This is a genomic window from Rheinheimera sp. D18, assembly GCF_004345025.1.
In the GTDB taxonomy this organism is placed as follows: domain Bacteria; phylum Pseudomonadota; class Gammaproteobacteria; order Enterobacterales; family Alteromonadaceae; genus Alishewanella; species Alishewanella metallidurans.
The window spans coordinates 527,619-548,545 of record NZ_CP037745.1; the positions used below are offsets into that span (position 1 = coordinate 527,619).

At 46.5% G+C, this 20,927-nt stretch carries 18 protein-coding genes; 15 read left to right on the plus strand and 3 right to left on the minus strand.

Features of this window, described 5'->3' with window-relative positions:
• Positions 1-13 precede the first annotated feature (13 nt).
• The 13 genes from E0Z06_RS02535 to lpxC all read left to right on the plus strand — a co-directional run bounded on the left by E0Z06_RS02535 (position 14) and on the right by lpxC (position 15,917).
• Positions 14-1,747, plus strand: coding sequence for a penicillin-binding transpeptidase domain-containing protein (locus E0Z06_RS02535; RefSeq protein ID WP_243695545.1), 1,734 nt, complete (start codon positions 14-16; stop codon positions 1,745-1,747).
• The gene (locus tag E0Z06_RS02540; protein WP_132581596.1) at positions 1,737-3,194 is read left to right on the plus strand and encodes a UDP-N-acetylmuramoyl-L-alanyl-D-glutamate--2,6-diaminopimelate ligase; all 1,458 of its coding nucleotides are present in this window, start codon (positions 1,737-1,739) and stop codon (positions 3,192-3,194) included. The genes E0Z06_RS02535 and E0Z06_RS02540 overlap by 11 nt, the downstream gene beginning before the upstream one ends.
• The gene (gene murF, locus E0Z06_RS02545) at positions 3,191-4,567 is read left to right on the plus strand and encodes a UDP-N-acetylmuramoyl-tripeptide--D-alanyl-D-alanine ligase (protein ID WP_132581598.1); all 1,377 of its coding nucleotides are present in this window, start codon (positions 3,191-3,193) and stop codon (positions 4,565-4,567) included. The genes E0Z06_RS02540 and murF overlap by 4 nt, the downstream gene beginning before the upstream one ends.
• Positions 4,561-5,643 (plus strand): phospho-N-acetylmuramoyl-pentapeptide-transferase, encoded by a 1,083-nt coding sequence (mraY, locus tag E0Z06_RS02550; RefSeq protein WP_132581600.1) that lies wholly within the window; start codon positions 4,561-4,563, stop codon positions 5,641-5,643. Before murF ends, mraY begins: the two co-directional genes overlap by 7 nt.
• A 2-nt stretch (positions 5,644-5,645) precedes the next feature.
• On the plus strand, positions 5,646-6,998 hold the full coding sequence (murD, locus tag E0Z06_RS02555; RefSeq protein WP_243695546.1) for a UDP-N-acetylmuramoyl-L-alanine--D-glutamate ligase: 1,353 nt from the start codon (positions 5,646-5,648) through the stop codon (positions 6,996-6,998).
• On the plus strand, positions 6,995-8,206 hold the full coding sequence (ftsW, locus tag E0Z06_RS02560) for a putative lipid II flippase FtsW (RefSeq protein WP_132581602.1): 1,212 nt from the start codon (positions 6,995-6,997) through the stop codon (positions 8,204-8,206). The genes murD and ftsW overlap by 4 nt, the downstream gene beginning before the upstream one ends.
• Positions 8,199-9,299 (plus strand): undecaprenyldiphospho-muramoylpentapeptide beta-N-acetylglucosaminyltransferase, encoded by a 1,101-nt coding sequence (gene murG, locus E0Z06_RS02565; RefSeq protein ID WP_132581604.1) that lies wholly within the window; start codon positions 8,199-8,201, stop codon positions 9,297-9,299. Before ftsW ends, murG begins: the two co-directional genes overlap by 8 nt.
• Entirely contained in the window at positions 9,296-10,750 is a 1,455-nt protein-coding gene (gene murC, locus E0Z06_RS02570; RefSeq protein ID WP_132581606.1) for a UDP-N-acetylmuramate--L-alanine ligase, read from the plus strand. Before murG ends, murC begins: the two co-directional genes overlap by 4 nt.
• Positions 10,747-11,673 (plus strand): D-alanine--D-alanine ligase, encoded by a 927-nt coding sequence (locus E0Z06_RS02575; protein WP_132581608.1) that lies wholly within the window; start codon positions 10,747-10,749, stop codon positions 11,671-11,673. The genes murC and E0Z06_RS02575 overlap by 4 nt, the downstream gene beginning before the upstream one ends.
• Before the next feature lie 5 nt (positions 11,674-11,678).
• The gene (locus tag E0Z06_RS02580) at positions 11,679-12,431 is read left to right on the plus strand and encodes a cell division protein FtsQ/DivIB (RefSeq protein WP_132581610.1); all 753 of its coding nucleotides are present in this window, start codon (positions 11,679-11,681) and stop codon (positions 12,429-12,431) included.
• The gene (gene ftsA / locus E0Z06_RS02585) at positions 12,428-13,663 is read left to right on the plus strand and encodes a cell division protein FtsA (protein WP_132581612.1); all 1,236 of its coding nucleotides are present in this window, start codon (positions 12,428-12,430) and stop codon (positions 13,661-13,663) included. The genes E0Z06_RS02580 and ftsA overlap by 4 nt, the downstream gene beginning before the upstream one ends.
• A 27-nt stretch (positions 13,664-13,690) precedes the next feature.
• Positions 13,691-14,851, plus strand: a complete 1,161-nt coding sequence (gene ftsZ, locus E0Z06_RS02590) for a cell division protein FtsZ (RefSeq protein WP_132581614.1) — start codon at positions 13,691-13,693, stop codon at positions 14,849-14,851.
• 154 nt (positions 14,852-15,005) lie between these two features.
• Positions 15,006-15,917 carry a UDP-3-O-acyl-N-acetylglucosamine deacetylase gene (lpxC, locus tag E0Z06_RS02595; RefSeq protein ID WP_132581616.1) on the plus strand — a complete coding sequence of 304 codons (912 nt, stop codon included), beginning with the start codon at positions 15,006-15,008 and terminating at the stop codon, positions 15,915-15,917.
• A gap of 26 nt (positions 15,918-15,943) precedes the next feature.
• Here lpxC and E0Z06_RS02600 read toward each other — a convergent pair whose 3' ends face one another.
• Positions 15,944-16,417 carry a DciA family protein gene (locus tag E0Z06_RS02600; protein ID WP_132581618.1) on the minus strand — a complete coding sequence of 158 codons (474 nt, stop codon included), beginning with the start codon at positions 16,415-16,417 and terminating at the stop codon, positions 15,944-15,946.
• A gap of 155 nt (positions 16,418-16,572) precedes the next feature.
• Here E0Z06_RS02600 and secA point away from each other — a divergent pair, with 155 nt between their 5' ends.
• Both secA and mutT read left to right on the plus strand, forming a co-directional pair.
• A complete protein-coding gene (secA, locus tag E0Z06_RS02605) occupies positions 16,573-19,293 on the plus strand; it encodes a preprotein translocase subunit SecA (RefSeq protein WP_132581620.1) in 2,721 nt (906 codons plus the stop codon).
• A 193-nt stretch (positions 19,294-19,486) separates the two neighbouring features.
• Positions 19,487-19,900 carry an 8-oxo-dGTP diphosphatase MutT gene (gene mutT, locus E0Z06_RS02610; protein ID WP_132581622.1) on the plus strand — a complete coding sequence of 138 codons (414 nt, stop codon included), beginning with the start codon at positions 19,487-19,489 and terminating at the stop codon, positions 19,898-19,900.
• On the opposite strand, the gene yacG is transcribed toward mutT, so the two are convergent.
• Together yacG and zapD are read right to left on the minus strand one after the other, a co-directional pair.
• A complete protein-coding gene (gene yacG / locus E0Z06_RS02615; protein ID WP_132581624.1) occupies positions 19,897-20,124 on the minus strand; it encodes a DNA gyrase inhibitor YacG in 228 nt (75 codons plus the stop codon). The two genes, mutT and yacG, sit on opposite strands and share 4 nt — an antisense overlap.
• A gap of 29 nt (positions 20,125-20,153) precedes the next feature.
• The gene (gene zapD, locus E0Z06_RS02620) at positions 20,154-20,900 is read right to left on the minus strand and encodes a cell division protein ZapD (protein WP_132581626.1); all 747 of its coding nucleotides are present in this window, start codon (positions 20,898-20,900) and stop codon (positions 20,154-20,156) included.
• Positions 20,901-20,927 lie beyond the last annotated feature (27 nt).

Here is a 20,927-nt window from a genome sequence, read left to right on the forward strand (position 1 = left end):
TCGGGCTAAGAAGATGTCTCAAGCTAAAGGTCGTTCGGTACCATCGGTACTTGGCTGGCGTTTTGCTTTTGTTTTAATGACCTTGGCCGGTGTGTTTAGCGCTTTAGTAGTGCGTGCCGCTTGGTTACAAGTGGTTGAACCAGAAATGTTAGTAAGCCAAGGTGATATGCGCAGCCTAAGGGTTGAGGCTGACACGGTATTACGCGGTATGATCTTTGATCGCAACGGCGAAGAGCTGGCGATGAGCATACCGGTTGAGGCTATTTGGGCCGACCCCAAAGTAGTCATCGAGCGTCATGCTTCAGCTGACGAGCGGCGCTGGCACGCACTGGCTGACATTTTACAAATGAGTTCAGCACAGCTACTAACTAAAATTGGCGACAACCCGCAGCGGCGGTTTGTTTATTTACAGCGTCAGGTTAATCCTGCCGTAGTCGATTACGTTAAAAAGCTAAAAGTGCCGGGCATTTATTTTCGCCAAGAGTCGCGTCGCTATTACCCTGCGGGTGAAGTTACTGCTCAGCTAATTGGCTTTACCAACGTTGATGATATTGGCGTTGAAGGCATAGAAAAACGTTACGACGAGTTTTTAACGGGCGCTGCTGGACGTAAAGTATTTCGTAAAGATGCCAAAGGTCGTGAAATAGAAGTAATAGAGCGAGCCAAGGCGCAGCAGCCGGGTAATTTGCATCTTAGTATTGATCAGCGTATTCAAACTGTTACTTACCGCGAACTAAAAAAAGCGGTGTTATCACATGGCGCTACCTCAGGCTCAGCTATTGTGGTGGATGTGCAAACTGGCGAAGTGCTTGCCATGGTTAACAGCCCATCATTTAATCCCAATAATCGTGGTAATGCTCCGGCCTATTTGTTTCGCAATCGCGCCATTACTGACACCTTTGAACCCGGTTCAACCATGAAGCCTCTAGCGGTATTAAGTGCGCTTGAGTTTGGTGCGACTAAGCTAGGCGCTACTGTTGATACCAGCCCAGGTTATATGCGCATTGGCGGCAGCTGGGTGCGTGATGCTAATAACTATAAAACACTTAGCCTAACCGGCATTATTCAAAAATCGAGCAACGTGGGTGTAAGCAAGCTAGTGCTGTCTATGCCGCATGAGCACGTACTTGGTTTGTATAGCAATATGGGGTTGGGTATTGATACCGGCCTTGGCTTAAATGGCGAAAGTAGTGGCATGTTAAGCCATCGTCGGCGTTGGTCGGATTTTGAACGTGCTACTTTAGCCTTTGGCTATGGTTTGTCAGTTACTGCAGCACAGTTAGCCAGAGCTTATGCCACTATGGCCAATGGTGGTATTAGTCGTCCGCTGACTATTTTGAAAAGTGAAAATCAGCAGCCGGGTGAGCAAGTGCTAGATAGCAGAAATGCGGCCGCGATGTTGGAAATGATGGAAGCGAATATTATGCCCGGTGGTACTGCCACCCGAGCTCAGGTTAAAGGTTATCGCGTGGGTGGCAAAACAGGTACCGCGCGTAAAGCCATCGCTGGTGGTTATGGCGAAGATTATATCGCCTCGTTCGCCGGTGTCGGCCCTGTGTCTAATCCTCGCTTAGCTTGTGTCGTGGTTATTAATGAGCCCGCAGGTGATTTTTATCACGGTGGTGAAATAGCGGCGCCGGTTTTTGCCAATATCATGGGTGCAAGTATGCAGCTGTTAAATTTAACACCAGATGCACTAAACCAACCCAAGCTTTCTGCAATAACAGGGGGTAGCAATGCCGGTTAATTCTAAGCAGTGGTTGGCCTTGTATGCCAATGATGTACCAGATGTTGAGCTAGAGCAGTTACAGCTAGATAGCCGTAACGTTGGCGTTAATGACGTATTTTTAGCTATTCCTGGTGTGCAACAACATGGTAAACAGTTTATTAGCCAAGCTTTAGCGCAAGGCGCGGGTTTGGTGCTAACCAACGAAGGTAGCTACAACGACAAACGTGTGGTGGTATTGCCAGAACTGGTGCAACTACTGCCGGCACTGGCCGCAAATTTTTATCAGCAACCGGCGCGACAACTGCAATTAGTTGGTATAACCGGCACTAATGGTAAATCCAGCACGGCATTTTTTATTAGTCGTTTAGCTGAGCAATTAGCTCTGCCCGCTGCAGTTATTGGCACGCTAGGCTATGGTTCGTGCAGCAACCTAACGCCGTTGCCAAATACCACACCGCATTATGTTGATATACAACGTATTTTATCACTTAGCGTGGTTAATAATGCCAAGTTAGTTGCTATGGAAGTGTCGTCGCATGCGTTAGCGCAGCATCGGGTTGCGGGTTTATTGTTTGATGTCTCGGTTTTTACTAACCTAACCCGCGATCATCTAGATTATCACGGCTCTATGGCCGAATACGCCGCAGCAAAAGCGACGTTATTTACGCCACAGTTAAGCCGTGCTGCGGTAATTAATGTATCTGATGAATTTGGCCGTAAGCTGGCCGCGCAAAGCCAAGTTCCGGTATTTGCTTATGGTAAAGCTGAAGACTGTGCCGGTTTTAGCCAGTATCTTGGTTATTCTAACGTTGTTGTGACCACCGAAGGTTATCAGCTTAAACTAAGCAGCCACTTATCTGAACAACGGTTTTATTTACCGCTGTTAGGCGAATTTAATATTCAAAATACACTGGCTGCAATAGCGAGTTTATTGGTGCTTGGCTATGACTTCGCTGCAATTATTACTGCTTGCAGCCAGCTACAACCGGTGCCAGGCAGAATGGAACAGTTTAAGTTTCCACAAAATTTTACCGCCGTTGTCGATTACGCTCATACCCCAGATGCATTACAGCAAGCGCTACAGTCATTACGTTTACATTGTAAAGGCCGCTTATGGTGTGTGTTTGGCTGCGGTGGTGACCGTGACCGCGGCAAACGGCCAATAATGGGCCAAATTGCCGAGCTTTATGCCGACCATGTAATTGTTACTGCTGATAATCCGCGCAGCGAAGATGTTGTTGCTATTTGCGAAGATATTGCCGCAGGTATGAGCCCTGACGGCAGCTATACCATTGAGCCTGATCGACAAAGTGCCATTAAGCTAGCGCTGATCAGCGCACAAGCACATGACATCGTGCTTATCGCTGGTAAAGGGCATGAAACTATTCAAATTATTGGTACTGAGCAGCGGCAATATGATGAACGTGCTTATCTTCGCCAGCTTATTGCGGAGATGCCAGCATGATAAAATTAAATTGTGCAGAAATTGCGTTAATGCTCGATGGTAGCTTAGTCGGCCACAACGTCAGTATTTTAAATGTCAGTACAGACAGCCGAACTATTGCGAACGACGATTTGTTTATCGCCTTAAAAGGCCCTAATTTTGATGGGTCAGCATTTATTGCAGAGGTAAAGGCTAAAGGTGCGGCAGCGGTTGTTGTAGAGCAAGCGGTAAATGTCGATATTCCACAAATTATTGTGCACGACACTCATCTGGCATTAGGCCAGTTAGCGGCTGCGGTAAAAGCCCGCTTAGCGGTAAAAACGGTAGCAGTAACTGGCAGTGCGGGTAAAACTACAGTCAAAGAAATGATCGCGGCTATCTTAAGCCGACGTGGCCGTGTGTTAGCTACGCAGGGCAATTTTAATAATGATATTGGCGTACCGCTTACTATGTTGCGTCTTAGCGAAAAGCATGACTATGCCGTGCTTGAACTGGGTGCTAATCATCAAGGTGAAATAGCCTATACCACTGCGCTGGCAAAACCCGATGTTGCCATTATTACCAACGTTGCCGCTTCGCACCTAGAGGGTTTTGGCGACGTAGATGGGGTGGCGCGGGCAAAAGGTGAAATTTTTAATGCTATTACTGAGCAAGGTTTAGCCATTATTCCAGCCGACAGCCAGTATTGCGATTATTGGCTACAGCGTTTAGCCGGTAAGCAGGTAGTGCAGTTTTCTGCCACTAAAACGACGGATTACTGCGCACAGGCAATAGTTCTAGACGACCACGGTTGTGCCGGTTTTGAATTGGTTTGCCCACAAGGTAAGCAGTTTGTACAGTTAACACTGCCTGGTAAGCATAATGTTTCTAATGCCTTAGCTGCTGCCGCCGCGAGCATTGCTGTTGGCGCAAGCTTACTCGACGTGCAATTAGGTTTAGCGCAAATGCCCGCCGTTAAAGGCCGTGCCAATATTAACATGCTGTCACCGCAATTACGTCTGATTGACGATACCTACAATGCCAATGTTGAGTCAGTTAAGGCCGCGATTGATTTGTTAACGGCGTTTGTTGGCTATCGCATATTAGTGCTAGGCGACATGGCGGAATTGGGTACTGACGCCCGTTTATACCATGAAGAGATAGGTTTATACGCACAAAAAGCAGGTGTTAATCTGTTGTTCACCCTTGGCGTGTTATCACAGAGCGCCAGCGATTTGTTTGCTGGACAAGGCGCTCATTTTAGTTCGCGCCAAGCGCTTATTCAGCGCTTAATGCCAATAGTATTAGAACAACAGGAAGTCACCCTGCTAGTGAAAGGCTCGCGTAGTGCGAAAATGGAATTAGTCGTACAAGACTTGCTAGAAAGATGTCAGCAGGAGAGTCACCCATGCTAGTTTGGTTAGCCGAGTACTTAACCCAGTATTTTAATGCGTTTAACGTGTTTAGTTATCTAACGTTTCGCGCCATTTTGGGTATTTTAACCTCGTTATTTTTAAGTTTATATTTAGGGCCTAAACTCATTGCCCGCTTACAACGCATGCAAATTGGTCAGGTTGTGCGTGGTGACGGCCCAGAAAGTCATTTCTCGAAAAAAGGCACGCCTACGATGGGCGGCTTGCTAATTTTGGGCGCGGTGTTAATAAGTACCTTACTATGGGCTAATTTAGAAAATAAATATGTCTGGGTAGTACTTTTTGTTTTAGTCAGCTTTGGCTGGATTGGCTTTGTCGACGACTATCGCAAAGTGGTGCGTAAAGACCCTAAAGGCCTAATTGCGCGCTGGAAGTATTTTTGGCAATCCTTATTTGCTATTGCGGTGGCTGCGTTTTTGTATTTTACCGCCGAACGTCCAGCCGAAACCGCATTATTAGTGCCTTTTGTTAAAGACGTTATGCCGCAGTTAGGCTTATTGTTTTTAGCGCTAAGCTATTTTGTTATTGTTGGTACTAGCAATGCCGTAAATCTTACTGACGGCCTAGACGGCTTAGCCATTGTGCCAACCATTATGGTAGCTGCCGCATTTGCCATTATTGCGTACTTAAGTGGCAACGTTAATTTTTCTAGTTATTTGCATATCCCTTATTTGCCTCACGCCAGCGAACTGGTGGTGGTTTGTGCCTCCTTGGTCGGCGCTGGTTTAGGCTTTTTGTGGTTTAACACCTATCCAGCCCAAGTATTTATGGGTGATGTGGGTTCATTAGCTTTAGGTGCCGTGCTAGGTGTCATTGCCATTTTAGTAAGACAAGAAATCGTGCTGTTTATTATGGGCGGCATCTTTGTTATGGAAACGGTCTCGGTCATTTTGCAAGTAGGCTCTTATAAGCTACGTGGTCAGCGCATTTTCCGAATGGCACCTATTCATCATCATTACGAACTAAAAGGCTGGCCAGAACCGCGGGTTATTGTGCGGTTTTGGATCTTGTCGATCATTTTTGTGCTGGTTGGCCTAGCCACCTTAAAGCTGAGATAACAATGATGCCGACGATAACACAGGTTGCCATCACGCAACGTTTAGCAAAAAAACGCATCGCCGTTGTAGGCCTAGGTTTGTCTGGGCTGGCTACGGTGCGTTTTTTACTAAGCTTGGGCGTGAAACCCGTGTTAATGGACAGCCGTATTAAACCTGCCGGTATTGAGCAAATAGCAGCAGAAAAAGTAGACGGTATTTACTTAGGCGAACTAGATGCGAATCGCTTAGCGAAAATGGACATGATTATTCTAAGTCCGGGTTTATCGCCAACGCATCCTGCGCTTCGTTTTGCCGTTGCTCAAGGCGCTGAATTAATAGGCGATGTTGAGCTGTTCGCTCGTTTCAATCAAAAACCGGTTATCGCTATTACCGGCTCTAATGGTAAATCTACGGTAACTAAACTGGTTGAAGCCATGCTTAAATGCAGCGGCGTTAATGCGTTAGCGGCGGGTAATATCGGTTTGCCAGTACTAGAGGCTATTGCTCAGCCTAGTGTTGATGTATTTGTGCTGGAGTTATCAAGTTTTCAGTTAGACACCACGTTTAGCTTACAAAGCGTAGCCAGCACTATTTTAAATGTCAGTGCCGATCATCTAGATCGCTATCACACTATGTCAGCCTATACCGAGTCTAAACAGCGGGTATACCAGCATACGCAATTGGCAGTGTTTAATTTAGATGACAGCGCTACCACCCCAGAACAAACCGCGCAAACACTGGGTATTAAGTTAGCCGATGCGGCATACGGCGTTGCCGAGTGCGAGGGGCAGCGTTGTTTAATGTTGGCCAGTGAGCCGCTACTAAACGTTAGTCAAATGACCATATTTGGTGCACATAATGAATTTAATGCGCTGGTTGCTGCTAGCTTAGCGCTGGCTGCTGGCGCTAGCCGTGCCGGTGTTGTGCAAGCACTACAGCAATTTGAATCGCTACCACATCGGTGTGTTTTAGTAACTAATAGCAATAACGTGCGCTGGGTTAACGACTCTAAAGCAACCAATATTGGCGCGACATTAGCAGCCATTGCCGGTTTACGGCCCAGTGTTAGTGGCAACTTAATTTTAATTGCTGGCGGTGACGGCAAGGGCGCGGATATGCGCGAGCTAAAGCCGGTACTGGATGCGGATGTACAGCAGCTTATTACTCTTGGCCAAGACGGCCCAGCTATTGCTGAATTAAAAGCGAATAGCATTCCAGTTAAAACGCTACAAGACGCCGTTAAAGTAGCTGCGCGCTTAGCCAAACCTGGCGATATGGTGTTGCTGTCGCCAGCTTGCGCTAGCCTAGATATGTTTAAAAGTTACAGTGATCGTGGTGAGCAGTTTGCCTCCGCGGTTAAGGCGGAGGTGCTATGAAGCAGCTTGCGCTAACGTTGTTTAAAGCATCTTGGTTTAACCCAATACAAGGTATTACTAATTGGTGGAGTGCCGACGACACAGCACCTTACGACAAGCTGTTTTTAACCCTACTAATGCTTATTGTCGCGCTTGGCGTGGTAATGATTACCAGCGCATCTGTGCCTGTAGCAACGCGGCTATACGATAACGAATTGCACTTTACTATTCGCCATTTACTGTATTTGGGCATAGGTTTTGGTGTGGCTTTACTGGTGATTAATATTCCAGTGCAATGGTGGCATAACAGTAATATGCTGTTGTTATTTGCCGCGTTAGCATTACTTATTGCTGTATTATTGGTTGGCCATAATGTTAACGGTAGTACGCGGTGGTTATCTATCGGCCCTATCGGTTTACAAGCGGCTGAACCCGCTAAGTTGTTTTTCTTTGTCTATTTAGCCAGCTACCTAGTACGACGCCATGAAGAAGTGCGTGAAAATATTAAAGGCTTTATTAAGCCATTGTTAGTGCTATTCGCTTTTGCGGTATTACTACTAATGCAGCCTGACTTAGGCACGGTTATTGTTATGTTTGCTACTGCTGTTGCGCTGTTGTTTTTAGCTGGCGCCAAGTTGTGGCAGTTCTTCTGCTTGATTTTTACTGGGCTACTGGCCATTGGCGTATTGATTGTTTATAGCGAATACCGCTGGAAACGCGTTACGGCCTTTCTTGACCCTTGGGCTGATCCTTTTGGTAGCGGTTACCAGCTTACTCAGTCGTTAATGGCATTTGGTCGTGGTGGCTGGTTTGGCCAAGGCTTGGGTAATAGCATTCAAAAATTAGAATATTTACCCGAAGCACATACCGACTTTATTCTGGCGGTTATCGCCGAAGAAACTGGTTTTATCGGTGTAACGATATTATTGAGCCTGTTATTTATGCTGGTATATCGCGCGTTGTGGATTGGCCAGCGTGCGTTAGAAAAACAAATGAGCTTCCATGGTTTTCTTGCTTACGCCTTAGCAATTTGGATTGGTTTTCAATCTGCGGTAAATATTGGTGTAGCTACCGGCGCGTTGCCAACTAAAGGTTTAACTTTACCCTTTGTTAGCTCAGGTGGTAGTAGTTTAGTTATTATGCTGGCCGCTGCCGCGTTATTATTGCGTATTGATTTTGAAGTGCGGTTAAAGGGTAAGCATGCCATTAGCGGAGGTCGCAATGACTAAACCGCGTATTCTAATTATGGCCGGTGGCACCGGTGGCCATATCTTCCCCGCACATGCGGTAGCAACCGCGCTTAATGCCGCAGGCTGGCAAGTGCATTGGTTAGGCACGCCAACCCGTATGGAAGCGACCTTAGTGCCACAGTTTGGCTGGGCATTTCACACTATCAACGTTGAAGGTTTGCGCGGTAAAGGCCTGCTATCACTGCTAAAAGCGCCATGGATGTTACTAAAGTCGGTGTGGCAAGCGCGTAAGGTTATCAATAGTGTGCAACCGGATATCGTATTGGGTTTTGGCGGTTATGCCAGCGGCCCAGGTGGTGTAGCGGCATGGTTGAAGCGCTTACCGTTATTAATTCATGAACAAAATGCTATAGCCGGTAGTACTAATCGTTTACTGGCAAAACTAGCTAGCAAAGTATTGGTGGCATTCCCCGCTGCATTTGCGGGCCATGCTAAACAGCAAGTGGTGGGTAATCCGGTACGGACAGAGCTGCTTAGCATTGGCGCAGATCATGACTATAGCGGTAGCCTTAAAGTATTAGTTATGGGTGGAAGTCTTGGCGCCAAAGTATTGAACGACACCTTACCAACTATCTTTGCCAAAGCGGCTAAACAGGGTGCAATTGCCGTGCGGCATCAAACTGGCAAAGCATCGCAACAACAAACGCAACAAGCCTATTGGCAAGGCGGCGCGGGTCAGCTAACGGCAGAAGTGAGTGCTTTTATTGACGATATGGCCAAGGCCTATGCGTGGGCTGATGTCGTAATTTGTCGTGCAGGCGCGTTAACCGTAAGCGAAGTCGCTTGCGCCGGTATTGCCGCAGTCTTTGTGCCGCTACCTACGGCAATTGATGATCATCAAACTGCAAATGCGCGCTGGCTTAGTGAGCAAGGTGCAGCCCAGTTAGTGTTGCAGCGTAATTTGGACGAGCAGCATTTGCTGCCGTTATTGCAGCAATGGTTAGACAATAAAACATCGTTACAGCAAATGGCCGCCAAAGCGCGTGCCTGTGCCTTAGATCATGCAACAGCACAGGTAGTGGCGTTATGTCAGCAAGCCGTTGGTCAGCAAGTAACAGGACAACAGATATGATTACTACTCCACAACAGAAAAAATTAGCTATGCGCCGGGTCGAGCGTATTCACTTTGTTGGTATTGGCGGCGCCGGTATGGGCGGTATTGCCGAGGTACTCGTTAACGAAGGCTACAATATTTCTGGTTCAGACATTGCGCCAAATGCCGTAACTGAACGCCTTATTTCTATTGGCGCCCGTATTAGTTTTGGCCATGCTGCAGAAAACGTAACGGGTGCTAGCGTAGTCGTGGTATCTAGCGCCATTAATAGCGCAAACCCAGAGGTTGCCGCCGCGCGTGAGTTTCGTATACCAATAGTGCGTCGTGCGGAAATGTTAGGCGAATTAATGCGGTTTCGTCATGGTATTGCGGTGGCCGGTACGCATGGTAAAACTACAACAACCAGTTTGTTGGCGTCAATATTTGCCGAAGCGGGCACTGATCCCACATTTGTTATCGGTGGTTTACTTAACTCGGCCGGTGCCAATGCTAGGTTGGGTGCAGGGCGTTATCTAATTGCTGAAGCTGATGAAAGCGATGCATCGTTTTTGCATTTGCAGCCATTAGCAACCGTAGTTACCAATATTGAAGCTGACCATATGGATACCTATCAAGGTGACTTTGAAAAGCTTAAAGCCACCTATTTAGAGTTTTGCCACAACCTGCCGTTTTACGGCGTTGTTGTAGTTTGTATTGACGATCCGGTACTGCGCAGTTTAATTGTGCAAATTAGTCGCACGGTTATAACCTACGGCTTTAGCGATGACGCTGACTATGTAATCAGTGAATTTAGTCAAACCGGCACACAAAGCCAGTTTACTATTACTGATGGCAGCGGCAATCAGCGTGAGGTAGCACTTAATTTACCTGGTAAACATAACGCATTAAATGCCACAGCCGCGTTTGCTTTAGCGGCGGATGAAGGCATTAGCGAGCAGGCTATTTTGGCGGCGTTAAGAAAATTTGAAGGCATTGGTCGGCGCTTTCAGCAATACGGTGAATTTGACACCGGTAAAGGCAAGGTGGTGCTGGTAGACGATTACGGCCATCATCCAACTGAAGTCGCTGCAACCATTGCCGCTGCTCGTGCAGCTTGGCCCAATAGACGTTTAGTTATGGCTTATCAACCGCACCGCTATAGCCGTACCCGTGATCTATACGAAGACTTTGCCAAGGTACTTTCAACTGTTGATATGTTGCTGTTGCTTGAAGTGTATAGTGCTGGCGAGCCAGCCATTGCCGGCGCTGATAGTCGCAGCTTATGTCGCTCAATTCGGGCGCGCGGTGCATTAGACCCCATTTATATTGCTGAACCCACAGATTTAGCGCCAAGTTTAGCCACAGTGTTACAAGATGGCGATGTATTGCTAACCCAAGGTGCAGGTAATATCGGCAGCTTAGTAAAGCAGTTGGCCGCTATGCAATTGAATATTAATCAACTTAAAGCCAGTGCAGGAGAAAAAGCATGAGTAGTGGTGTTAATGCTTTTGGCAAGGTAGCGGTAATGTTTGGCGGTAATTCGGCCGAGCGCGAGGTGTCGCTGCGCTCTGGTAACGCGGTATTACAAGCACTAACCAATGCTGGGGTAGACGCTTATGGTTTTGACCCAAAATATCAGGCGTTAACTGAATTAACTACGAGCGGTGCGCAACGTGTATTTATCGTATTACACGGCCGTGGTGGCGAAGACGGTACTATGCAAGGCGCACTGGCGCAACAAGGTTTACCTTATACTGGCAGCGGAGTACTAGGCTCAGCACTGGCAATGGACAAAATTCGCTGCAAGTGGTTATTTCAAGCGCAAAAATTGCCTACGGCGGCTTTTGCGGTAGTGCATAGTCAAGACACCGATTTTGCCGGTTTATTAGCCAGCTTAGGTGGCAAGGTTATGGTTAAGCCCGCCAATGAAGGTTCAAGCATTGGTATGAGTGCAGCTAATAGTGCTGCCGAGCTAGAGCAGGCTATTGCCGCAGCATTAAAGTACGATAGCGAAATTTTGGTAGAACGTTGGATCAACGGTCGTGAATTTACTGTTGCTATTTTAAATGGTCAGGTGTTACCGATAGTAGAAATGCGCACACCGCGCGCGTTTTATGATTACGAAGCAAAATATCAGGCTAACAGTACAGAGTATTTATGCCCTGCGCCGTTATCGGCAGAGCACACCGCCATGATGCAAAACACCGCACTTAACGCGTTTAATGCGGTAGGCGCAACCGGCTGGGGCCGAGTAGATATTATGCTTGACCAAGATGGGCAGCATTATTTGCTAGAAGTGAATACTGTGCCGGGCATGACGGAAAAGTCATTAGTGCCAATGGCGGCTAAAGCGGCTGGCATGAGTTTCCAGCAGTTGGTGCTGGCGATATTAACCCAAGCGCAAAAGGCCTAATAACCATGAACTGGCGTTTACCTAAGCTGCAATTTAAACAACAACCCGCATTTTATGCGGGAGTGGTGTTTTTTATTGTCGCTATGGCTGCGCTAGCGTGGGCAGGCGTAAAAATAGCCGACTGGACACAAAGCCAGCAGAGCGCGCCAGTAAAACAAGTAAAGTTATATGGTGATTTTCAGCATATCGATATAGGAACCCTGCACCATAAATTGCAACAGCAGTATGTAGGTAACTTTTTTAGCGTGAACGTGGATCAAGTGCAGCAGTTCCTGTTACAGCAACCTTGGGTTTATCAGGCAGCCGTGCGCAAACAATGGCCTGACGCTTTGGTTGTGGTTGTGACAGAACAACAGCCGGTAGCAATTTGGAATCAGCAGCAATTATTAAATGAACAGGGTGACGTATTTCAAGCACCCTTACAGCAGCTGAAAACGGAACTTCCAATGTTAACCGGCCCAGAAGGCAGCCAGCAGGACGCACTAACCATGTTCCGCCATATGCAGGGCTTATTGGCCCTGCATAAATTTAACGCTGTAGCGCTGGGATTAACCGAGCGTTTTTCTTGGCAATTAAGCTTAAGTAACGGCGTAGCCTTAAAGCTTGGCCGCGAAGATACCTTAAAACGGGTGCAGCGCTTTATTGAGCTCTACCCAGTAATTAGTAAACATAAAGCCGACGCCGTAGCCGAAGTGGACCTACGTTACGACACTGGCATAGCAGTGCGTTACAGTACTGAACAAAAGAGAAAAGCATGACAAAGTCGTTAGAGAGAGATCTAATTGTTGGCCTGGATATCGGCACTGCGCAGATAAAAGCAGTGGTGGGCGAAATAACTGCCGACGACAAGCTAAGTATTGTCGGTGTAGGTACTCATGTATCCCGCGGTATGGATAAAGGCGGTGTTAACGATTTAAACCTAGTAGTGCAAGCGGTGCAACGCGCAATAGATGAAGCTGAACTGATGGCCGATTGCCGCATTTCATCGGTGTACTTGGGTATTACTGGCAAACATATTCGCTGTCAAAACGAAAGTGGCATGGTGCCGATTAATGATACTGAAGTCACTGCTGAAGATGTCTCTAACGTTATTCATGCGGCTAAATCAGTGCCTATCTCAGCTGAACGCCGCATGCTACATGTGTTGCCGCAAGAGTTCTCAGTAGACATGCAAGAGGGTATTAAAAGCCCAATTGGTATGTCAGGGGTAAGAATGGAAGCGCGTGCGCATATTATTACCTGTGCTAATGACATGGCAAAAAATATTGAAAAGTGTGTTGAACGCTGCGGCTTGCAAGTCGATCAGCTTATTTTCAGCTCACTAGCGTCTAGCTTTGCGGTACTAACCGATGATGAAAAAGAGCTTGGCGTGTGTGTGGTTGATATGGGCGGTGGCACCATCGATATTTCTATCTATACCAATGGCGCACTGCGACACACTGCGGTTATTCCGGTGGCGGGTAATCAGGTAACTAGCGATATTGCAAAAATTTTCCGTACCCCGCTTAGCCATGCTGAAGACATAAAGGTGCAGTACGCCTGTGCGCTGCGCAGCATGGTAGGTAAAGAAGAAAGTATCGAAGTACCCAGTGTTGGTGGCAGGCCCGCTCGGTCAATGTCGCGTCATACACTAGCTGAAGTAGTAGAACCACGTTATCAAGAGCTATTTGAACTGGTGCTAGAAGAAATAAGAAGCAGCGGCCTTGAAGAGCAAATAGCCGCCGGAGTGGTACTAACCGGTGGCACATCTAAGATGGAAGGTGCGGTAGAGTTTGCCGAAGATATTTTTCAAATGCCGGTACGCGTAGGTCAACCTATGCATGTTACGGGTTTAAAAGAATACGTACAGGACCCAGCTTATGCCAGCGTGGTAGGGCTATTACTGTACGGTAAAGATGCACGCCATCAGCAGAAAAAGTCTGTCGATGTGCGAGATTCAGTGAGCAGTTTCGTTAAGCGGATCAGCAGCTGGTTTAAAGGTGAATTTTAAAGTAAGCGTAGAAACGGAGAGAGAGCTATGTTTGAATTAATGGAAAACCACAGCCAAGAAGCTGTAATTAAAGTAATTGGTGTTGGCGGCGGCGGCGGTAACGCAGTTGAATATATGGTCGCCAGCAATATTGAAGGCGTAGAGTTTGTGGTAGCAAATACTGATGCCCAAGCGCTGCGTAATTCTTCAGCTAACATCACGCTGCAGTTAGGCGCAGGTGTAACTAAAGGCTTAGGTGCCGGTGCAAATCCTGAAATAGGCCGACGTTCAGCTGAAGAAGATCGCGAAACCATCAAAAAAACCATTCAAGGTGCCGATATGGTGTTTATCGCAGCTGGTATGGGCGGTGGTACCGGTACAGGAGCAGCGCCTGTGGTTGCTGAAGTGGCGCGTGAGTTAGGTATTTTAACGGTAGCGGTGGTTACTAAACCTTTCCCGTTCGAAGGCAAAAAACGCACAGCTTATGCTGAAGAAGGCATTTTAGAGTTAAGTAAGTATGTTGACTCGTTAATTACTATCCCTAACGACAAACTGTTAAAAGTGTTAGGTAAAGGTACGACTTTATTAGATGCGTTTAAAGCAGCAAATAACGTATTACTTGGTGCAGTGCAGGGTATTGCTGAGCTAATCACTCGTCCGGGCTTAATCAACGTCGACTTCGCTGACGTACGTACGGTTATGTCTGAAATGGGTACAGCTATGATGGGTAGCGGCACAGCTTCAGGCCCAGATCGTGCAGAGGAAGCAGCAGAGCAAGCTATCTCTAGCCCACTGTTAGAAGACATTGATTTGTCCGGTGCTAAAGGTATTTTAGTTAACATTACTGCTGGTTTAGATATCAGTATTGAAGAGTTTGAAATCGTAGGTAATGCGGTAAAAGCTTTTGCTTCTGAAAATGCGACGGTAGTAGTTGGTGCGGTAATTGATCCTAATATGCACGACGAACTGCGTGTAACTGTAGTAGCAACCGGTATTGGTGCCGATCGTCGCCCTGATATCAGCCTAGTGCAGAATAGCCGCCCAGAGCCAATGCCAGTGTATGTGCAACAGGGTAACACTATGCAAAAATCTGCGCCGCAGACCATGCGTGATGAAGCGCCTGCAATAGCAACAAAAGCACAGCCGGAAAGCAAAGCGAATATTGATATATTTGATATTCCAGCGTTTCTACGCAAACAAGCCGACTAGGTCTATATTGAGTAATTGGTTAGTAGCCGGTTAGTCGCTGGCAAGGCTGGCAGCATAATTAAGCTGCGGTTCAGTGAAATTTGGCATAATTGCCACATTTATGCTAAGCTTCGCCGCCATTTTGTGATTGCTTATATTTGAGCAGGAATAAATTATGATTAAACAACGTACTATCGACAAAATAGTCACCTCTATCGGGGTGGGGTTACACAAAGGCGAAAAGGTTACGCTTACTCTCCGACCTGCGCCAGACAACACGGGTATCGTGTTTCGTCGTGTTGACCTTGATCCGGTAGTCGACTTCAAAGTAGCGCCTGAGTTAGTGGGTGATACCGTGATGTGTACCTGTTTAATCAATGAAAATGGCGTGCGTTTGTCTACTACTGAACACCTGATGGCAGCCATTGCCGGAATGGGCATCGATAACCTAATTGTTGAAGTAGACTCTGCTGAAATTCCAATTATGGACGGCAGTGCTAGCCCTTTCGTTTATCTGCTGCTTGAAGCCGGTGTCGCCGAGCAGCGCTTAGCGAAGAAATTTATTCGTATTAAAAAAGCAGTACGGGTAGAAGACGGTGATAAATGGGCCGAGTTTAAACCCCACCATGGCTTTAAAATCGACTTTGCTATTCAATTTGATCACCCTGTTATTGCCGAAACTGTGCAGCATATGCAGCTTGATTTCTCTGCCGCTGGTTTTATTAAAGATATTAGCCGTGCGCGCACTTTCGGTTTCTTGCATGAGGTAGAGTACCTGCGAGCCAATAACCTGGCCTTAGGTGGTAGCTTCGATAATGCCGTGGTATTAGATGAATACCGTGTGCTTAATCAAGATGGCTTGCGTTATGAAGACGAGTTTATTAAACACAAAATTTTAGATGCAGTTGGCGATCTCTATATGGCCGGCTACAGCATTTTAGGTGAGTTTAAGTCGTTTAAAACTGGACATGCTTTGAATAACCAATTGCTTTGTGCAGTATTAGCTAATCAAGAAAATTGGGAATTTGTTACCTTTGAAGATAAAGCACAAATGCCAATTTCATATTTAGCACCGCAGCTAGCCTAAGAATAAGTAATAGCAGAAACCCGGTTTTACCGGGTTTTGTTGTTTTTGGCCTCAGCGTTTTGTGCCAATTTTAACAGCGCTTGCTTTAATGGGCCATCGCTTGATTCTGCGGCAGCACGCAGGCTTTGTGCCGCTTGTTCTGATAGCTGATAGCTGGTTTTTTGAGGAATGGGCAAGCTGTAGTGATTAATTTGGCCGTTCGGTGACGCCTCAATGTCAATTCCGGCTAAATCAGGCAAGATTTTTTTACGAAAATTGTCTAGAATAGCGTCGCGCTGCAATTTTAACCGGGTTAACCACGGCGCTGACGCTGATAAAATAACAGCCCGGCCATCACGAATGCAGCTAACTTGGCAAAAGCTAAGTTGCTCTAGTTGTAACACCTCAGCCAACACCTTGTTTAGCTGCTGCACTAGACTGACTTGCTGTTGCTGCGATGCCAGCGTACTGTGCGACAGCACTTTACTCACATCCAGCGGTTTTTGGGTGTAACGGGCCATAGCCTAAAGCACCTGCAACAAGGGATACACCTAAGCAGTGTAACAGCTTCTACTAACACAGAGAATGTTACACCTTGAAAGCGTTAGCATCGGGCACCATATCTAGCGTAATATGCTGATGTTTTAATATTTTAACTTAAAATGGTATTTGGATAATGTTTGGAAAACTTTTTACCAAATTATTTGGTAGCCGCAACGACCGCTTCTTAAAAAAATTAGAAAAACAAGTACAGCAGATCAATGCGTTAGAGGCAGAGTTCGAAGCCTTATCCGACGACCAGCTGAAGAGCAAAACGCAAGAGTTTAAGCAACTACTTGCCGATGGCAGCACGCTAGATGATATTCTGCCGCAAGCGTTTGCTACCGTGCGTGAAGCCAGTAAGCGTGTATTTGGTATGCGCCACTTTGACGTGCAGCTAATGGGCGGTATGGTGCTGCATCAGGGGAAAATCTCTGAAATGCGCACCGGTGAAGGTAAAACCCTAACGGCTACGTTACCGGCTTACCTTAACTCACTGAATGGCGGTGGCGTACATGTTATTACCGTAAACGACTACCTTGCCCGTCGTGATGCACAAACTAACGAACCGTTATTTTCTTTTCTTGGCTTAACCGTTGGCGTAAACGTGCCAGGCATGGCGCACCCAGATAAACAGCAAGCCTACGCCGCTGATATTACCTATGGTACTAATAACGAGTTTGGTTTTGACTATCTGCGCGACAACATGGCGTTTTCGCCACAAGAGCGTGTTCAGCGCGATCAAGCCTTTGCTATTATCGATGAAGTTGACTCAATTTTAATTGACGAAGCGCGTACGCCGTTAATTATTTCTGGTCCAGCTGAAGACAGTTCAGAGCTTTATAAACAAATTAACTTATTAGTGCCTCAGCTGGTGCGGCAAGAAAAAGAAGATGAAGAAGGCGCACATGGTGACGGCCATTTCACTTTAGACGAAAAAGCGCGTCAGGTTTACTTAACCGAGCAAGGTCAAATTAAAGTTGAAGACATGCTGCGCGAGCATGGCTTAATTCAAGAGCATGACACCTTATTCTCCGCCGCCAATATTACATTGTTGCACCACGTATATGCCGCATTGCGTGCGCACCAGTTATTTAAGCGTGACGTAGATTACGTCGTAAAAGACGGTGAAATAGTTATTGTTGACGAACACACTGGCCGTACTATGGAAGGCCGTCGTTGGTCAGAAGGCTTACACCAAGCGGTTGAAGCCAAAGAAGGCGTAAAAATTCAAAATGAAAACCAAACCTTAGCCTCTATTACATTCCAGAATTACTTCAGATTATACGATAAGTTATCTGGTATGACGGGTACGGCAGATACTGAAGCATTTGAATTTCAACAGATTTACGGCCTTGAAACCATCGTAGTGCCAACCAATCGGCCCATGGTGCGTAAAGATATGGCTGATCTGGTGTATTTAAATGCTGAAGATAAATACCAAGCCATTATTGCTGATATTATTCAAACGCGTGATGCCAACCGCCCAGTGCTGGTAGGTACAGCCTCTATTGAAAGTTCAGAGTATCTGTCTAACTTGCTTAACAAGGCAAAAATTAAGCACCAAGTATTAAACGCCAAATTCCACGCTAACGAAGCGCAAATTATTGCCAATGCTGGCCAACCAGGTACGGTTACCATTGCTACCAACATGGCAGGTCGTGGTACAGATATCGTACTTGGCGGTAGTTTACAGTCAGAACTGGCGGCCTTAGGTGCTGATGCCACAGATGCAGAAAAAGCCAAAGTAAAAGCCGATTGGCAAGCTCGTCACGATGCGGTAATTGCCGCTGGCGGTTTGCATATTATTGGTACTGAGCGTCATGAGTCACGTCGTATCGACAACCAGTTACGTGGTCGTTCTGGCCGGCAGGGCGATCCAGGTTCAAGCCGGTTCTACTTGTCGTTAGACGATGCCTTAATGCGTATTTTTGCTTCAGACCGTATGGCTGGCATGATGCGTCGTTTAGGCATGGAAAAAGGCGAAGCTATTGAACACCCTTGGGTAAGTCGTGCCATTGAAAATGCCCAGCGTAAAGTAGAAGCGCGCAACTTTGATATTCGTAAACAATTACTTGAGTTTGACGACGTAGCTAACGACCAACGTAAAGTCGTATACGAACAACGTAACGAATTACTAGACGCGACCGATATTAGCGAAACCATTAGTGCTATTCGCACCGACGTAGTTGATGGCGTACTTAGTCAATATATTCCGCCACAGTCGTTAGATGAAATGTGGGATATACCAGGCTTAGAACAGCGCTTAAAAGCAGATTACTTACTCGACTTGCCAATAAGCCAGTGGCTGGCAGACGATAAAAAGCTGTTTGAAGAAAAGCTGCGTGAACGCATTCAACAAGAAGTTGAGCAAGCTTACGCACTTAAAGAGCAAATGGTTGGCCCAGAAGTACTGCGTCAGTTTGAAAAAGCTATCATGCTTCAAAGCTTAGACACGCACTGGAAAGAACATTTAGCCGCAATGGACCACCTACGCCAAGGTATTAATTTACGCGGTTATGCGCAGAAAAACCCGAAGCAAGAATATAAACGCGAAGCCTTTGAATTGTTTTCTGCCATGTTAGAAAACCTGAAAATTGACGTAGTGGGTGTATTAGGCCGCGTGCAAGTGCGCGCCGCAGAAGATGTAGAAGCCGTTGATGAGCAGCGCCGTAAAGCAGATGCCGTGCCGCATGATTATCAACATGACGAAGCAGAAAGTATTGGTAGCGACCTACCCGCTGATATGTCAGCAGCTACGCCAACATTTCGTGAGCACGACAAAATAGGCCGTAATGATGCTTGCCCCTGTGGTTCGGGCAAAAAGTATAAGCAGTGTCACGGTAAGTTGGTATAAGCCAAACTCGCCATAGGGTACATAAAGTCGGCTTCGGCTGCATACTGTTCATTTAAGCAAGATCCGGCTTGCTCTAAGCCAACCGTTGAAGGCAAGGATGCCTGAAGCGAGCCCCCAAGGAAGGGTTCACGGCGTGTTGGTGTGAGCAAGCCGGATCTTTCGCGTTACTAACTGGCGAGCACGTGCAGAAACAATGCAAAATACCCCTCAATATAAAGTCATACACGTTGCCGTTGGCGTAATTATGCGCGATAAGCAAATTTTGCTTGCGTTACGTAGCGCTAAACAGCACCAGGGTGGTAAGTGGGAGTTTCCTGGTGGCAAAGTAGAGCCAAGCGAGAGCGTGCAACAGGCGTTGTTACGCGAGCTACACGAAGAGATCGGCATTAACGTAACCGCAAGCTGCGCATTAATGCAGCTTAAGTATAACTACCCAGAAAAAACCGTGCTGTTAGATGTATGGTTAGTAAGCGAATTTACTGGCGAGCCACAAGGCCGTGAAGGTCAGCCACTGCGCTGGGTAACGGTGGCAGAGCTTAGTAGTATCGAATTTCCCGATGCCAATCAGCCAATAGTGCAACGCCTTGTGCAGCAGTTTGGCGTTTAGTGTTGAAAAAATTCGTTATCTTGAGCCATAAACTCTTGCTCAAGCTCAGCCAAATATTCTTCTGATAGCTGGTTATCTATCGCTGTTTTATCGGCAATGCGATGGTTTTCCGCTGCCCAATCGCCTAAGTCTATTAACTTACAGCGCTCCGAGCAAAATGGCCGAAAAGCGGCGTCAGCAGACCATACTACATCAATATTACAGGTCGGGCATTTAACTTTCATTTAGCTACTCCAAATACGTACTACAAGCCTTAACAACAAGCTAATGCAAAGTTGATGCTCTTATCGCTGTTGCAGCGGCCGGTTTCGTCACATAACTGCATAAAACGAATAGCATACCGATACTTGTTACCACTTACTGTTGGGTAAACGCCAGCAGCTAACGGATAGCGAATACGCAATAATTCGGTCTGTTCAGTGTTACTTTGATAAAAACCATTATTGGCTACAGCATCGGCAAACTGGCCTTTTTCGCGGCAAAAGCCTAAAACAAATTCTACCGTTTGCTGCAATAAGGCAAACTCATTATACCAGCTCGTCGCCATTTGTTTGCGTTCTGCCAAAGGTAAATTAGACCAGTAATGCAATTGCGGCACGTCAAAATAACAAGCGCCACCTGGAATAGAAAAGCGTTGCCGCAGCGGCGCGAGAAATTTATCTTCTTTTAAGGTGCCAACAAATTTACCGCTGCGTAGCAGTTCACTTTGTAGTCTTACAGCTTGTTGTAATACCAATTTTAGCTTGTCGTCAGAAACCGAAGGGTGGTTCGCCCAAGCTACCAGCGCATTTTCACAGCGCTCGCAATCTTTAATCAGATCGGGGCGAATATCATTGCGATCAATTACTTCTATTAAATCAAATAGCGTATTAAAAAATGCCTGCTGCTGCCATTCGCTGTCTAACGGCATCAGGTTATGAAGTTGCGTTAACAAATACTCTAAACGCAGATAGGTACGAAGCTTTTCATTTAACGGATGTTCGTAAATAAGTTCAGTCATGTGTCTGTCGTTTACGCCTGTTGTGAC